Annotated in this window: 15 protein-coding genes and 1 pseudogene; 7 read left to right on the forward strand and 9 right to left on the reverse strand. The window is 59.7% G+C overall.

Annotated features, from left to right (window positions below):
- Positions 1 to 18: 18 nt before the first annotated feature.
- Complete coding sequence (locus tag B3605_RS04175) at positions 19 to 873, forward strand: aromatic ring-hydroxylating oxygenase subunit alpha (RefSeq protein ID WP_296432455.1); 855 nt, start codon at positions 19 to 21, stop codon at positions 871 to 873.
- Between the two features lie 66 nt (positions 874 to 939).
- On the opposite strand, the gene B3605_RS04180 is transcribed toward B3605_RS04175, so the two are convergent.
- The 8 genes from B3605_RS04180 to B3605_RS04215 all read right to left on the reverse strand — a co-directional run bounded on the left by B3605_RS04180 (position 940) and on the right by B3605_RS04215 (position 9,422).
- Positions 940 to 2,631, reverse strand: coding sequence for an ABC transporter ATP-binding protein (locus tag B3605_RS04180; protein WP_112974178.1), 1,692 nt, complete (start codon positions 2,629 to 2,631; stop codon positions 940 to 942).
- Complete coding sequence (locus B3605_RS04185) at positions 2,628 to 3,572, reverse strand: acetamidase/formamidase family protein (RefSeq protein ID WP_112974179.1); 945 nt, start codon at positions 3,570 to 3,572, stop codon at positions 2,628 to 2,630. Before B3605_RS04185 ends, B3605_RS04180 begins: the two co-directional genes overlap by 4 nt.
- A gap of 62 nt (positions 3,573 to 3,634) precedes the next feature.
- Positions 3,635 to 5,236, reverse strand: a complete 1,602-nt coding sequence (locus tag B3605_RS04190; protein WP_112974180.1) for an ABC transporter substrate-binding protein — start codon at positions 5,234 to 5,236, stop codon at positions 3,635 to 3,637.
- 24 nt (positions 5,237 to 5,260) lie between these two features.
- Entirely contained in the window at positions 5,261 to 6,181 is a 921-nt protein-coding gene (locus B3605_RS04195; protein WP_113009639.1) for an ABC transporter permease, read from the reverse strand.
- Positions 6,181 to 7,029, reverse strand: coding sequence for an ABC transporter permease (locus B3605_RS04200; RefSeq protein ID WP_112944761.1), 849 nt, complete (start codon positions 7,027 to 7,029; stop codon positions 6,181 to 6,183). Before B3605_RS04200 ends, B3605_RS04195 begins: the two co-directional genes overlap by 1 nt.
- Positions 7,029 to 7,610, reverse strand: coding sequence for an ANTAR domain-containing response regulator (locus tag B3605_RS04205; protein ID WP_112944760.1), 582 nt, complete (start codon positions 7,608 to 7,610; stop codon positions 7,029 to 7,031). The genes B3605_RS04200 and B3605_RS04205 overlap by 1 nt, the downstream gene beginning before the upstream one ends.
- Positions 7,607 to 8,740, reverse strand: coding sequence for a transporter substrate-binding protein (locus tag B3605_RS04210; protein ID WP_112944759.1), 1,134 nt, complete (start codon positions 8,738 to 8,740; stop codon positions 7,607 to 7,609). The genes B3605_RS04205 and B3605_RS04210 overlap by 4 nt, the downstream gene beginning before the upstream one ends.
- Before the next feature lie 484 nt (positions 8,741 to 9,224).
- The gene (locus B3605_RS04215) at positions 9,225 to 9,422 is read right to left on the reverse strand and encodes a hypothetical protein (protein ID WP_112944758.1); all 198 of its coding nucleotides are present in this window, start codon (positions 9,420 to 9,422) and stop codon (positions 9,225 to 9,227) included.
- 157 nt (positions 9,423 to 9,579) lie between these two features.
- Here B3605_RS04215 and B3605_RS04220 point away from each other — a divergent pair, with 157 nt between their 5' ends.
- Positions 9,580 to 10,191, forward strand: a complete 612-nt coding sequence (locus B3605_RS04220; protein WP_409457207.1) for an N-formylglutamate amidohydrolase — start codon at positions 9,580 to 9,582, stop codon at positions 10,189 to 10,191.
- Positions 10,192 to 10,317: 126 nt separating this feature from the next.
- Positions 10,318 to 10,575, forward strand: a pseudogene (locus B3605_RS04225) (hypothetical protein); the annotation flags it as partial.
- A gap of 200 nt (positions 10,576 to 10,775) precedes the next feature.
- Here the strand turns inward: B3605_RS04225 and B3605_RS04230 are convergent.
- Positions 10,776 to 12,014: a Fic family protein gene (locus B3605_RS04230; protein ID WP_112974183.1), complete on the reverse strand. Its 1,239-nt coding sequence runs from the start codon at positions 12,012 to 12,014 to the stop codon at positions 10,776 to 10,778.
- 170 nt (positions 12,015 to 12,184) lie between these two features.
- Between B3605_RS04230 and B3605_RS04235 the strand changes: the two genes are divergently transcribed.
- From B3605_RS04235 to B3605_RS04250, 4 genes are all read left to right on the forward strand, one after another.
- Positions 12,185 to 12,475, forward strand: coding sequence for a DUF6180 family protein (locus B3605_RS04235; protein ID WP_112974184.1), 291 nt, complete (start codon positions 12,185 to 12,187; stop codon positions 12,473 to 12,475).
- Between the two features lie 24 nt (positions 12,476 to 12,499).
- On the forward strand, positions 12,500 to 12,886 hold the full coding sequence (locus B3605_RS25790; protein WP_296432482.1) for a GntR family transcriptional regulator: 387 nt from the start codon (positions 12,500 to 12,502) through the stop codon (positions 12,884 to 12,886).
- Between the two features lie 12 nt (positions 12,887 to 12,898).
- On the forward strand, positions 12,899 to 13,306 hold the full coding sequence (locus B3605_RS25740; protein WP_409457206.1) for an FCD domain-containing protein: 408 nt from the start codon (positions 12,899 to 12,901) through the stop codon (positions 13,304 to 13,306).
- 328 nt (positions 13,307 to 13,634) lie between these two features.
- Entirely contained in the window at positions 13,635 to 14,636 is a 1,002-nt protein-coding gene (locus B3605_RS04250) for an ABC transporter substrate-binding protein (protein WP_296432488.1), read from the forward strand.
- The last annotated feature ends 15 nt before the right edge of the window (positions 14,637 to 14,651 follow it).

A 14,651-nucleotide genomic window follows, 5' to 3' on the forward strand; every position in this document is an offset into this window, starting at 1 on the left:
AAAGAAAGAGAGCATGTCATGAGATGTTCCGACAAGGCGGCCCTCGATCAGTGGTATCCGCTTGGTACAGAAAAAGAGATCGCCTTCGGCCGCATGAACACGCGCCTGCTGGGCACAGGATTGACGATCGACCGCGCCGTTGACGGCACTCTTGTCGTCATGGCCGATGACAACGATCAACCGCTGCCGATCATCCGCCGCTTTGGCCTTGTCTGGGCAACGCTTGGTGAACCCAAGGGGGGCCTGTTTGCACTGCCGGAAGCCGACGAAGACGACCGCCGCGTGGTCAATTGCGGTGCGGTCACGGTGCGTGCGTCGGGGCTACGTATCATCGAAAATTTCCTCGACATGGCGCATTTCCCTTTCGTGCACACGAATATTCTGGGTGCGGAGCCGCATACGGAGGTCATGCACTACAATGCCGAAATCCGCCGCGACGTCGACGAGGTTTGGGCGACCAACTGCCAGTTCTTTCAGCCGCAAGCTGCGCTTTCGGCAACCAACGGCATCATGACCGACTATATCTACCGTGTCATGACACCGTTCACCACGCTGCTTTACAAGACCTGCCCGAACTCCGCCAATCGCTGGGACGTGATTTGCCTGTTCGTCCAACCGCTCGCCCCCGATCGCTGCATCGCCCATCCGGTGATGTTCCTGATCGACGACGTTTCCACGACGACCGAGCTCGTGCATTTCCAGCAGCTGATCTTCCTGCAGGACCGCATCATCTTGGAAAACCAACGCCCTTCGCTGCTTCAGATGGAAGCCCGGGCCGAAATCCCGACCCGCGCTGACGCAAGTTCAATCGCCTATCGCCGCTGGCTGAAGGAGAAGGGTATCACCTACGGCACGACCACAACGGCAGCCTGACAAGCGGCGCGCGCCGTCGGCTCATGCAGTCTTCCTGGCCGCTAGCATGGCATTGTTTACGAAGGCCTATCCCCGGCTGCCAGCCGACCTCCGGTAGACCGTCGGATCAGGAACCGGCACGGCTTGCATGAGGGCCTTCGTATAGTCGTCGCGGGGATTTTCGAATATCTTCCGACGCGTGTCGGCTTCCACGATCTCGCCACCGCGCATGACCGCAACCTTGTGCGACATGCGCTCGATAACTGCCATGTCATGCGAGATGAACAGGTAAGCGAGCCCCATCGTCTCTTGCAGTTCCAGCATCAGATCCAGAACCTGGGCCCGCACCGAGACATCGAGAGCCGCCACGCTTTCATCGGCAACGATCAGCTTCGGTTCGAGCGCCAGCGCACGGGCGATGCAGATACGTTGGCGCTGGCCGCCGGAAAATTCGTGCGGGTAACGCGTCGCCGCATCTGGCGTCAGCCCGACGCGGCGCAACAGGTCCGCGACCCGCTCGCGCCGCTCTGCAGCCGTGCCGATGCCATGAATGGTCATTGGTTCGGCGATCGCCCTGCCGACCGACATGCGTGGGTCGAGCGAGGCATAGGGGTCCTGGAAGATCATCTGCGCCGAGCGGCGCACGGGTCGCATCTCGTGATGCGATAGCCGCGATATGTCGTAGCCGTCGAGCTGCACTGTTCCGGAAAACGGTATCAGGCCGAGCACCGCCTTGCCGGTCGTCGACTTGCCCGATCCACTTTCGCCGACAAGCCCCATCGTCTCTCCCGGCATGATCTGAAAGGAAATATTGCGGACCGTCGCCGATGGTGCCTGCCGGCGAAACAGCATGCCGGAGCCTTTGCCATAGCTGACGCTCAGATCCTGCACGTTGAGGATCGGCGCCGTCGCTTGTTCTTTCGTCTGCGGCGCATCCGTCGAGACCCGTGGCGGGCCATCGGTTCCGGCGAGAGCGCCGAGCCGCGGCACGGCCGCCAGGAGCTTACGAGTGTAGGGTTCAGACGGATTGGCGAACAGATCCAGCGAAGCGCGCTGCTCGACAATACGGCCATGCTGCATGATCGCGACGCGATCGGCCATCTCTGCGACCACGCCCATGTCATGGGTGATCATCACGATCGACGTGCCGAACTCGCCCTTAAGTTCACGCATCAGCGTTAGGATCTGCGCCTGCACGGTGACGTCGAGCGCCGTGGTTGGTTCGTCGGCGATCAGCACTTTCGGACGGCATGACAGCGCCATGGCAATCATCACGCGCTGGCGCATGCCGCCAGATAATTCGTGCGGATATTGCTTCAGCCGCCTCGCCGGATCGGCGATCTGGACTGCCTCCAGCATCTGCCGGGCGATCGTCTCTGCATTGGCTACCTGCTGATGCTCGCGGATCGCCTCGGACAGTTGGGCGCCGATGCTCATCACAGGATTGAGCGAGGTCATCGGCTCCTGGAAGATCATGGCGATCTCGCCGCCGCGAACATGCCGCATCTGGCTGTTGGAAAGCCGTGTCAGGTCCTGATCGCCGAGGATAATACTGCCGGACGCGACACGCAGCGAAGCTTTCGGCAGAAGCCCCATAATCGAGAGCGAAGTCACCGACTTGCCGGAGCCGCTCTCACCGGCAAGGCAGAGCGTTTCGCCGGGCTCGAGGTCGAAGCTGATATCATCGAGGACGCGCTTCAGACCTTCTGGCGTTCGCGCGTCAACGCAAAGGTTCTCAACCCGCAGGACCGGGCTTTCGCTGCTATTTGCCTCCGTCACGAAAGAACGATCCGGGGGAAGTAGAAGGAGACCACCCAGTTCGGCATGTCGACGATCTCGCTGATGCGTAAATCGCCGCATACGGAGCAGAGCATGTAAGCGTCGACCGGGCTGTAGCCATGTTCGGCGGTCAGAAGATCGATCATCCGCATCACGGCGTCGCGGGCGCCGGTCATCAGGTCCGGACCGATACCGGTCGTGACCTCATAGCCCATGCCGTCTAGATGTCGCGTGACCGGCTCGGTGACGGTAAAGCGCGGTGTCTTCAGATTGGCGCCTTTGACCAGATCGAGCGTCAGTTCGACATTCATCTGGCTTTCGATCGCCGTGCCGCAAACCTCGCCATCGCCCTGGGCCGCATGCGTATCGCCGACCGAGAACAGCGCTCCTTCCACCTCGATTGGCAGATAAAGCGTCACGCCGGCGGATACATCGCGGATGTCCATGTTGCCGCCGACCTGGCGGGGCGGCACGACGGAATGCAAGCCAGGCTCGGCCGGTGCGACGCCGATCGTGCCGGTGAACGGTTTTAGCGGAACCTTGCCGCCAGGACCGAAGGCGGATGGCGCCATGGAGACCGTGTCATACTTCCAGACATGCAGCGCCGGATCCTTGAACTGATCGGCCAGCAGGCCGAAGCCCGGAATATTCGCCGTCCAGCCGACGCCCGACGGGTGGAACTTGCGGATCGTCACCTTTAGCGCATCGCCGGGCTTGGCGCCTTCGACATAGACGGGGCCGGATACCGGATTGATCTTGCCGAAGTCAAGATTGGCAAGTGTCGCAAGCGTTGCGTCGGCGCCGATCTGGCCGCCGGACGAGTCCATGCATTCGAAGAGGATCGTCTCACCCGGCTTTGCGGTCAGCGCCGGAGGAAAGTCGCGGTTCCAGCCGAAATTATGCTGAGCGCTGTGAATGGTGTGGTTGCAGATGCTGCACATGGGAATTCTCCGCAAGATGTGGGCCTTCCCGACGGAGTGCCGGGAAGGCGAGTTCCTTGGTGCTATTTCACGAAGATCGCGTCGTAGTTGATGACGCGGGTCGGATCGATATAGATGTTGTCTTCACCGCCCATGCGTAGCGACTTGGCAACGACGCGGCGCTCGTTGGTGACAGGGATCCATGGAGCGTCGTTCATCGCATCGGTGAAGATCTTCTTCCAGGCTTCCTCGCGTTCTCCCGCCTTCGCCGGATCCGACATGGAGTCGGCTGCCGTCGCGCGCTTGTCGAGATCGGCATTACAATACCACGACCAGTTCCAGCCGCCTTGTACGGCGCCTGCGCAACCGAGGATCGGGCCGTAGAAGTTGGACGGATCCGGGAAGTCGGCAATCCAGGCCATGCCGCCCGACCAGATCATCGGCGCCTCGCCCTCGGTGCCGCCGGCGGCAATCACGTTGCCCTGTGCCAGCGCGCGGATTTCAGCCTTGACGCCAATTGCCGCGAGATCCTGCTGGATTGCCTGCGCGATGCGTGGTTGCGGGTCGGTATTGGTGGCGTAGAGCACGGTCGAGAAGCCATCGGCCATACCGGCCTCCGCCAGAAGCGACTTAGCCTTAGCGACGTCATAAGCGTAGCCGGCATAATCCTTGTCATAGCCCGGCATCAGCGGCGGAAGCACTTCCTTGGCGGGCGTGGCGCGACCGTTGAGGATGCGCACGATGCGCTCCTTGTTGATAGCGTGGTTGACCGCCTGGCGAACCTTCAGGTCGTCGAAAGGCTTCACCTTGGTGTTGAGCGTTACATAGCCGGTATGAAGCTGCTCGCCGTCGACGATCATCTGTGCGCCATCGGCCGAGTTCTTGATTTCCAGGAACTTTGCCGGTGGAATGCCGTCGCCGGCGATGTCGACCTCGCCCTTCTGCAGGCGCAACAGCGCCACGAGCGGTTCCTGGCCAACCTCGACGGTAAAGCTGTCTATCTTTGGCGTGTCCTTGACATAGTAGCCTGGGTTCTTTTCGAACACGAGTTTCTGGCCGATCACCCAATCCTTCAATGTGAAGGTGCCGGAGCCAACCGGATGCTTGCCGAAATCACCGGCTGCCGCTTCGACAGCTTCCTTCGGCACGACCGAGGCGAAATTGATCGCCAGCACGTGCAGGAAGGTCGCATCGGGGCGGGACAGCTTGAACATGACCGTGCCATCATCCGGGATCTCGATGCCGGAAAGGCCGGTCGCCTTGCCACCGGTCAGGTCCTCGAAGCCGTTGATCGCGCCGAAGAAGCCGGCGCCCGGCCCTTGGGTCTTCGGATCGACGGCCCGCTCAATCGAGTATTTAACGTCGGAGGCGACCACATCGCGGCCGTTCGAGAATTTCACGCCCTTGCGCAGCTTGAACGTATAGGTGAGCCCGTCGGGCGCGACCTCGAAGCTTTCGGCGAGCGAAGGGACGAGCTTGGCGGTGCCGGGCTCATAGTCCATCAGTCGAGAATAGAGGCTTTTGATCATAGACCAGTTGACCCAGTCGTAGCCGATGGCAGGATCGAGCGTGACGATATCGTCCTTATAGGTGACGACGATATCCTTGCCCTCTGCCATCGCGGCAAAGGGTGCAAGCATGATCGTCGCGGCGGTGGTCGTTCCAAGTAACCAGCTCTTGAGCATTGTAAGTTCCCCTTTTGGCTCTGGTCAGGATGTTCTGATGCGTGGGTCGATGAAGGGCGCGATGATATCGGCAAGAAGGTTCCCGGCGACGATGGCAAGCGCGGATGTGAGCGTCACGCCCATGATGATCGGGATGTCGACCTGCTGGATTGCCTGCCAGGCGAGCTGGCCGATGCCCGGCCAGCCATAGACTGCCTCGACCACCACGACGCCGCCCATGAACTGGCCGATATCGATGCCGATCATCGCGACGATCGGCAGGATGGCGTTGGGCAGGGCATGGCGGAAGATGATACGACGCAACGACAAGCCCTTGGCGCGGGCGGTGCGCACATAATCCTGGTTCAACACGTCGATCATCGCCGAGCGCACCATGCGCGCGTACCAACCGGCCCCCAGCACGCCGAGCGTGGCGGCGGGAAGCACGACATGGGCAAAGCTTCCGTAGCCGCTCATCGGAAACCAGCCGAGGGTAACGGCAAAAATATAGAGAAGCAGCAATGCCACGACGAATTGCGGTGCGGATACACCAACGAAGGAGGCCATCATCACTAACCGGTCGACGAGACCACCGCGCTTCACCGCCGCGATCGTGCCGAAGGTGATGCCGAGAACGACTTCGACGAGGATGCCGGCCGCCATCAGCGTTAGCGTCGCCGGCAGACGCGCGACGATTAGCGTCCAGACCTCGGTTTTCTGCGCGTAGGAGCGACCGAGATCGCCCTGCGCGAGCCCCCAGAGATAGGTCCAGAACTGAACCAGCAGCGGCTGGTCGAGGCCGAGTTCGTGGCGGATGGAGGCAACCGTCTGGGCCGTTGCGCTGCGGCCGGCGATCATCCGCGCCGGATCCGCCGGCAGCGCGTAGAGCAGGACAAAGGTGATGGCGGCAACGCCGATGAGAATGAGCATTGCTTGGGTCAGGCGGCGAAGCAGCATGAAGGCCATCATCCCCTCCCCCGCTGCGTAGGATCGAGAATGTCGCGCAGCGCATCGCCGACCAAGTTGAATGCGAGCGCCGTCATCAGGATGACGATGCCGGGGAAGAACACCAGCCAGGGCGCGGCCTGGAAATAGCTCTGGCTTTCGAAGATGATGTTGCCCCAGGACGGTTCCGGCGGCTGTACGCCGATACCGAGAAACGACAGCGTCGCTTCGAGCAGCACGGTCGTGGCAATGCCCAGCGTGCCCCAGACGATCGCCGTCGGCACCAGATGCGGCAGGATATGGATGAACAGGATGCGGCCATGGCCGGCGCCGAGAGAGCGTTGCGCCATGATGAAGTCGCGCTCCACCAAACCGCGCGTCTCGGTATAGACGATGCGCGCCACCTGCACCCAGTTGACCAGCGCGATCACCATCGCGACGATCCAGAGGCTGGGCTTCAGCAGCGCCGCCAGCACGATGGCAAGCAGCAGTGCCGGAAAGGCCATCATCAGGTCGGTGAAGCGCATCAGGATATTGCTCGCCAGCCCCCGCAGATAGCCCGCGACGATGCCGACGAACAGGCCGATGGCGACCGCGATGCCATTGGCGACGAGACCGATGATCAGCGAGGTGCGCGCGCCGAACAGCATGCGCGAGAAGAGGTCGCGGCCGAGCGTGTCGGTGCCAAGCAGGAACTGCCCGCCTGGCGGCATGGGCGCGCCTTCCAGCGTCAGACCATCGAACATCTGCTCGTCGGGATTGAACGGTGCGATCATCGGAGCGGCAACGGCCAGCACCACAACGGCCACGACAATGATCAGCCCGAAGGCAGCCGTCGGCTGGCGCAGGAGCGAACGAAATATGCCCATCAGCCGACCTCCGGCAGGGCTTCTGCCCCGCCAAGCACGATAGCCGCTACCTGCTCCATCGTCAGGCGGCGCTGCATGGCAAAGCCACGCAATGTCGCATAGGCCTGGTTTTCGTCTAGCCCGCGGGCGGCGCGCAGCTTCTCGACCGCCGCATGGACGAGAGGCCGCATGCGTACCCGCTCCTCCAGATGGCGCAGCTCTTCGGCAACGGCCAGGCGTTCACGATGGATCGACACCGCCATGACAAGCGCCGGAAAGATGGCGGAGGCCGAAACCGGTTTTGCAATGATGGCGCTCGCACCCCTTCCCATCGCCCAGGCGATGCGGCCGGGCGCTTCGGATCCGAGCAGCGCAACGAGCGGCTTGCCGGACGCGCCATCGGTCGGCGGCAGAAGATCGTCCCAGCCCTGATCGGCATCGACGAGCACGAGATCGGTGTCGGCCCAGCTCGTCATCGGCTCCCAGCGGCGGGTCGAGAGGATACCGAGCAGCCCGATCTGGCGCTCCAGCCTTTCCGTATTACTGTCCTCGCGATGCAGGATCACAGCCCGCCAACCGGTGAAATTCGGTGTCCTGCTCATGACACGACCCTCAGCTTGGCGGGCATGGCGGTGCCACGCGCGGTGAGATAGGGATCGGCGGCGAGCGCCGGGCGCGAAGCAATGACATCGAAGCCGTTGTCGTCGTTGATGCGGCCGAGATGAAACGGCAGGGCGGCGTGGTTGGTCCGGGCGTCGATCTCGAGCGTTCCCAGCAGCGATGGCCACTTGCGGCCATGCACTTCGTGGCGCACCGCCCCAGGCTCGTCCGTTCCGGCCGCGACTATCGCGCCGATGCAGAGATCAACGGCGGCATAGGCGCTGGCAAAGACGCTCGAAATGCGCCGCTCATGTCCGTAGCGCAATGCGCTGCGGGATTTGAAATCGCGGTTTTCCGGCGTGTCCAGCGTGTCGAAATAGGAGGCCGCGCAGAGCTGGCCGGCTGCCGCCCGCTTGGCGATCAGCTCAAGCTCGCATTCCATTAGGTCGCAGCTGACGACCGGGCAGCTTTCCGGCCGGAAAAACGGGTCGCTATTGCCCAGCGCCTTCATCGCTTCGAGGAAAGCATAGCTGGACGGCCCGATCAGGTTGTTGAGGATGAAGCTCGGCCGCCGCTCTCTAATCTCGGCGATGATCCGCTCCACCGCCGTTTCCTCCAGCGGCAGATAACGCTCGCCCAATATCTCGCCCCCGGCATTGGCGATCAGCTCACGTGCCAGACGGTTCATCTCCCAGCCCCAGACATAATTGGCGCCTGTAAGATAGGGCCGCGCGCCAAATCGGGGGATGAGATATTCGAAGGCAGGGATCAGGTGCTGGTTCGGGCAGCCGCCGAGATAGATCACGCTCTCATTGGCCTCGAACCCCTCATAGGGACACATGTACCACAAGAGGCCGTCATGCTTTTCGACCAGCGGAATGACTTCCTTGCGGGCGGCGGACGTGATCGTGCCGACGATATGACGGCAATCGGCGCGCAGCATCTTCTGGGCGCCGTCGAGATAACCCTGCAGGTTGGCCTCCGGATCGTGCAGCACGGGCTCGATAATGCGTCCGGTTCTTTTGGCATTATGCTCGACAGCGAGCATCGCACCATCACGGGCGTCCACGCCCATCGCGCCATAAGGGCCGGTGGTTGAATAGAGAATGCCGATCTTCAGCGCGTCGTTCATGATAGCCCAATACAAAAACCCCATGACGTAGCCCCCGCTTGTTAGCGGGGCGTCATGGGGCGAAACTGCCCAGCGACATCGAAGTCATGTGAGACGCGGATCAGAACCTGCCTAATTCGCAGGCTTGATTAAAATACAGACATCAACTGCAAGTCAAGCGGCAGGACATAATAAATGACGTTTCGGAGGTGTATCACGTTGAATCCATCAGCAAGCACCTCTGCAAGATGCCGCAATGAGGCTGATGTGCCGGTAACGGCGTTCCAATGCGCACTGGCCGTGAGGCGTTGCAAGTGCGCCCATCTCCCTTGGCGTAGGGGGCCTGATCGATGACGAAGTCTAGTACGCCCTAGCCCATCATTGGTCTCGGGTTCTTTCGCTCGTGTCCAATCCAGATCGGCTTGGCATGCAGCGTCTCCATGATTGATGCTGTTTCGACGCTTGGAAACGAATGTCAACATACCGCAGAGCTATGCCGAGAGAGTCAACTCCCTGAAACTGGATTCCTTGCTGTCGGCACATCACGCGCGGGAAGAGATCTGGCATAAGCAGCAGCCTCGCCAGGGTATGGGAAATCCTCACCCACCTGGTCGGATCCATCATAAACCTTGAACGTCGGCCCATCGGTTTCGACGACCTTGTAACCATTCACATATTCGAATTTTGGTGTTTTCCAACCCATTCCCTGTCCCTTCGGTGCGCACGCGATCGATCGACCGTTGTCACCTCGCATTTAGCACGAGTTTCAGTTAGAGCAGAACCCCGACAAAGCGGCAACGCCACGGGCACTCGCTTTCCGCCCGAAGGAAAACTCGCCCAAGGGTCTGATATTAAATCAGATCGTATTCCACCGATCACGGTTCGAGATTGATTTGAACCGGCCCCGTGACGCCGCAGTTTATGTCCGGCCAGAGCAGGCTTGGGGCCTAAAAGTCTGGTCGACCCCTGTCCCGCCTGAATGCGTGGAGGCGTCGCTTGCGATTCACGACGATTACTATAAAGCGCTGCGAGCCTTTCTGAAGAGTATTGAGCGCAGACACCGCCAGTTTGTCGTGCTGGACGTACATAGCTATAATCACCGCCGCCGCGGCCCCGATGCGCCCCCTACCGACCCGGTACAAGCGCCGGATATTAACATCGGCACATCATCCATGGATCGGGAACGGTGGTCCGACGTCATTGATGGGTTGATGGAGCATTTTTCCAGCTACGAAATCGCCGGCCGGGCAGTTGATGTTCGCGAGAACGTAGCGTTCCAAGGGAAGGGTGAGCAAACCCGGTTCATCCACGAATTCTTTCCTCAGACGGGATGCGCGGTCGCAGTGGAATTTAAGAAGATTTTCATGGACGAGTGGACCGGAGAGCCAGACATCGACGTCTTGAATCAGCTCCGCTCGATGGTCTCGTCGGCTCAGCCGGTTCTCGAGCGGCTGTTGGCGTGTCGCCCATGAGAAGCGGACAGACAGCGGCGACGGACCTCGAGCTTGATTGGCTCGATGACGCTACAAAGGCCGTCCGGTCTGCAAAACCGGTGCGGCAGGAGTTCGCCGGCGGAGGTCGCCTTCATATTGATCGCCCATGGACTGCCCGAGATCAGCTACCCCTCCCATGACCGCGATGCCGTCGTCACCAATTGCGGGCGTCTCTGCATCCATCGCAAGAAGATCAACATCTCCACTGTCATGGCCGGCCAGAAACTCGGCCTCAAGGAAGTCGACGATGGCATTTGGCTTGTCAGCTTCCTGCGCTATGATCTCGGATATATCGATCTCGAACAGAGGACATTGCAAACAATCGACAACCCGTTCGGCACGAGGTTGTCACCTATGTCTTAGGTACGGATTGTTACCAATTTGTCCGGGTCGGACATAGAAACCATCGGCGATGTGAACGGCGATTTCGTCACTAGGCAGAATTTATAACAACTTTACCAAATAGAACCTCCACTAGCGATTAAGCGGATCACATTCGCCATCGCGAGCATTCGCCGATACCGACCGTTACGTGGCGCCAGAAAATGATGCTCCCGTCCCTGTCATGCGCCATCAGGATAAAGCCGTGGGAACAGGGTGTCGAGCGCCTTGACCGGGAAGCGCAGCGAAACGGGACCTTTTTCGGTCTTCGACGCGAGCATGCCGTCGTCAACAAGTGCCTTCAGGGCACGACGTGCGGATCGCTCAGGCAATCCGCTAATCCGCGTGGCCTCACCCCTATCGAACTCACCGCGAATGAGTGCCTCTTGAAGCAATGGTGCACATTCGGATGGTAGCGCTTCCTGCCGATCGACATAGCGCTTGAGGCGTGTGCCCAAGGTCTTCAAATCAAACAAGCTCTCCATGTAGTCGAGTTGGTCGACGCAAACACCTAAAAACCATTCCGTGAAGATCTCAAGCCCCTCCAGTGAGAGGTTTCCTCGTCCATCACGGTCGCCTTGCCGTGGTTCGTCTGCCCAAGCCATGTGCTGCTTGTACTCGGCACGCCCTTCTGGTCCGCCAGTCAGCCCTCTCGCCAGGCCGCGGGAAACTGACCAGAGACCATGGGCACCCACGCCGGCCGACTGTGCCATGGCGTGGCTCATCAAACGACTGACCCTGCCGTTCCCATCGGGAAATGGGTGGATATAGTTGAACCTGTGATGCGCGGTTGCCATTGCAAAGAGACGGGCGCTTCGGCTCTTTCCGACTGCAATCATTTCCCCTCCGGGGCGGGGCGTGAAAGCGAAGCGCTGATGAAAATACGCCATGAAATCCGGCACGCGGTCGCTGGCAGGTGGCAAGTGTCTCCCGATCACAACGTCTTGCTCTTTCCCTTGACGCCACTCACCGGGCGCCATGATGAAACTGTGGCTGTTGCTGGATATCGTCAGCATTTTCTCTGTGGCACCCTCATAAAAGGAGCGATGCAGATTTTGGATAAACGCCTCAGACGCAGGATCAGGCAAAGTACCAGCCGCGGCCTGCTCATCGAGCGCCTGCTGAACACGATAATGAGCGACAGCTTCGATTTTCAAGTCGCGTCGATCGTCTTCCGGAAGAATGCCATGGAGTGCCTGTTCAATTTCCCGTGGACGCGTGTTGTGTCCTTCGATCAGGTTGCTGTAATAGGTATTCATGATCCTGACGGTACGGGCCAACTGCGCTGCCGTCTCAGGATGGAGAGCGGCTCCGAGGCGTTCAGCCCTGGCGACAATATCAATTGAAAGGTCGAGAAGTTTACCGCTTGGGTGCTCAATCCGGGCGGGTTCGATCCGGGAGGATGCTTCTTCTACCGTCATATTGGCCGATATCCATTTTTTCTATCACTCTAAAATAATTATCGATTCTTGAAATTGCAATCCGATTTGGCCGATCTTTTGGCCGATCTTTTGTCGGTGTTCGTTCGCAATCATGTCTGCATAGCTATTACCAATCTGGCTGCCGCACACTTTAGAGCCGACCGCCTACAATGGGCGGCTTGATCGCCCCCAACAAAGCGGCGGCAACGACCAAACAAACGATTGCGGCCAAGCTCGTCGTCGTTCGAGGCAGTGATGAAGGCCGCAGCGCTTTCATCGCACCGTGCATTGAGGTCGAGAACACGACGGTCAGCGTGATCCAGGGGATCGACTATCAAGGACCGAAGGCTGCACTCGGTGAGTTTGCAGACCAAGCAAACGCCGCGGTCAAAGCCGCCGCGGAAAAACCTGCATTTCACCCTCTCTGTGGGTTGCGCAGACCAGCGATGATCATATTGTAGTTTCCAGATAGCTGGCCTTATTGCGTGGGGAGCAGCAGAAACGTTACGAGTAAGTCGCAGCGGCCGGTTTGTCCTCAGACATCTTATCTTGTTCCCCAGTTCCTCGTTGGTTATACTGTTTTTGTAAAACAGTATAACTCCGGAGCTGGCGATACCGTCTATAAGCGCGCGTCGGGCTACAAGGCTGAATATATTTATATCGCTTTTGAGCTCTTGATTGAAGTTGCAGTCGTTATCGCTCTGAAATTTCCTGGAATCCCACATGATCCGCCACCGCAGGCTGAAGGCGGCCATGTTATCGTCGAGGCAAAGCTCGCCGATACCCTTGGAATATCGAGGACGCCGCTGCGCGAGGCCCTGCAACGGCTTGAGGGTGAAGGACTCATCCGAAAGGGCGACGGCCACAACTAAGTCGTGCGCCGCGTGGACATCGGAGAATATCCGCAGAGCCTGCGGCTGCGCTTGCTGATCGAGCCGGAAGCCGCCGCCCTCGCCGTCCGCAACATTCCGCGCCGCCGGTTGATCGAGGTCAGACGCGAAATCCACGACCTCGTCGATGCGACGGCCTATCATACGGACGCGCGCCGGTTCTCCGACGACAATCTGCACAACATGATCATCGACTACTGCGGCAATGCCGTGATGGCCGAGGTGCTGCGTGAACTGGCGCGCCACCACCCGCCTCTTCGAGATCGACAGGCTGACAGACCGACTGAAGCCGGACTCGACCGAGCACCTCGTCATCATCGAGGCCATCGAACGTGGCGATCTCGACGTCACCCGTGCCACAGTCGCCACGCATTTCGAAAGCCTGATCTCGTTCACGCGTGACTATCTGGGCGCCGGTAGCTGCGGCGCCCCCGGCTGCGCTATCCACCACGCCACCAGTGAAGCCATTTTGTCATCGCTCGCACGCGAAAAGAGCAGTAGCCGGCATCGACGACCGATTCTAACGTGACGATGTCTTTCGACATCCAGGTGCACAATCCAGCCTCGCTGCAACGGCAGACACTCTGACAACCTGACGGTTCGCGAACCACAGATGCCATCGGCGCCTGCGGCGGCAACGGTTGTTGCCCGGATTGTACGCGCCACCGCGCAATGCCGCGTCATGTCGCATGACACGGCCTTCAGAATGGGAACACAAATGAAAAAATTCATGCGGTCACTGATAATACCCGCGCTGATGTTCGCGTCGCATGTTCATGCGGCCGATCTTCCGATCAAATTGACGCTCGACTGGAAGATCCAGGGTATCCACGCCTGGTTTTATCTTGCCAAGGAAAAAGGCTACTTCGCTGACGAGGGACTTGATGTCCAGATCGATCAGGGAGAAGGCTCGGCAGTGACGGTCACACGCATTATGTCTGGCGCCTACGATGCCGGCTTCGGCGACATCAACGCTATCATCCAGAATGCCTTGACGAAGCCCGACGTATCGCCTGTCATGGTCTATCAGATCTACAATCAGCCGCCGTTTTCAGTTCTGGTCAAGAAGGATGGCCCGGTCACCGACCTGAAAAAACTGGCTGGCCTCAAGGTCGGAAGTCCGGCCGGCTCGGCTGCGGGCCGCCTCTTCCCCGCGTTGACCTCGAATGTCGGCATCGATCCAAACAGCGTGGAAATGGTCAATGTCGCACCGAACATCCAGGAGCAGATGCTGATCCGTGGAAACGTGGATGCAAGCCTGGTCTTCAACGTCACGAGCTATCTGAACCTGATCGGTCTTGGTCTGGACCCCGACAAGGATTTCACTTGGTACAATTATGGTGATCACGGCGTGGACATCTATTCCAACGGCCTGATGGTCTCCCGCAAATTGATTAACGAACATCCGGAAGCCGTTCGGGGACTGGTGAAGGCCGTGAACAGGGCCATGATCGAGATCATGCATGACCCCGCGCTCGGCGCCGCGACAGTCAAAGCAGTCGAGCCGCTGATAAACGAACAGCTGGAAAAGCGCCGGATCGAGTTCGCGATAAAGAACCTGATCGTATCGGAAGAAACCGGCAAGGTTGGCGTCGGTGATGTGGATGTCTCGCGCCTGGCGAGATCGATCTCCAGCATCACGGCTGCCTACGAGCTTAAGGGCGACGTGACGCCAGACAAGGTATTCACAGCCGAATATCTGCCGCCTCTTGCTGAGAGAACCATCAACTGATCTCAAATAGGCGAG

The organism is Rhizobium sp. UBA1881 (assembly GCF_002338015.1).
Lineage (GTDB): Bacteria > Pseudomonadota > Alphaproteobacteria > Rhizobiales > Rhizobiaceae > Rhizobium.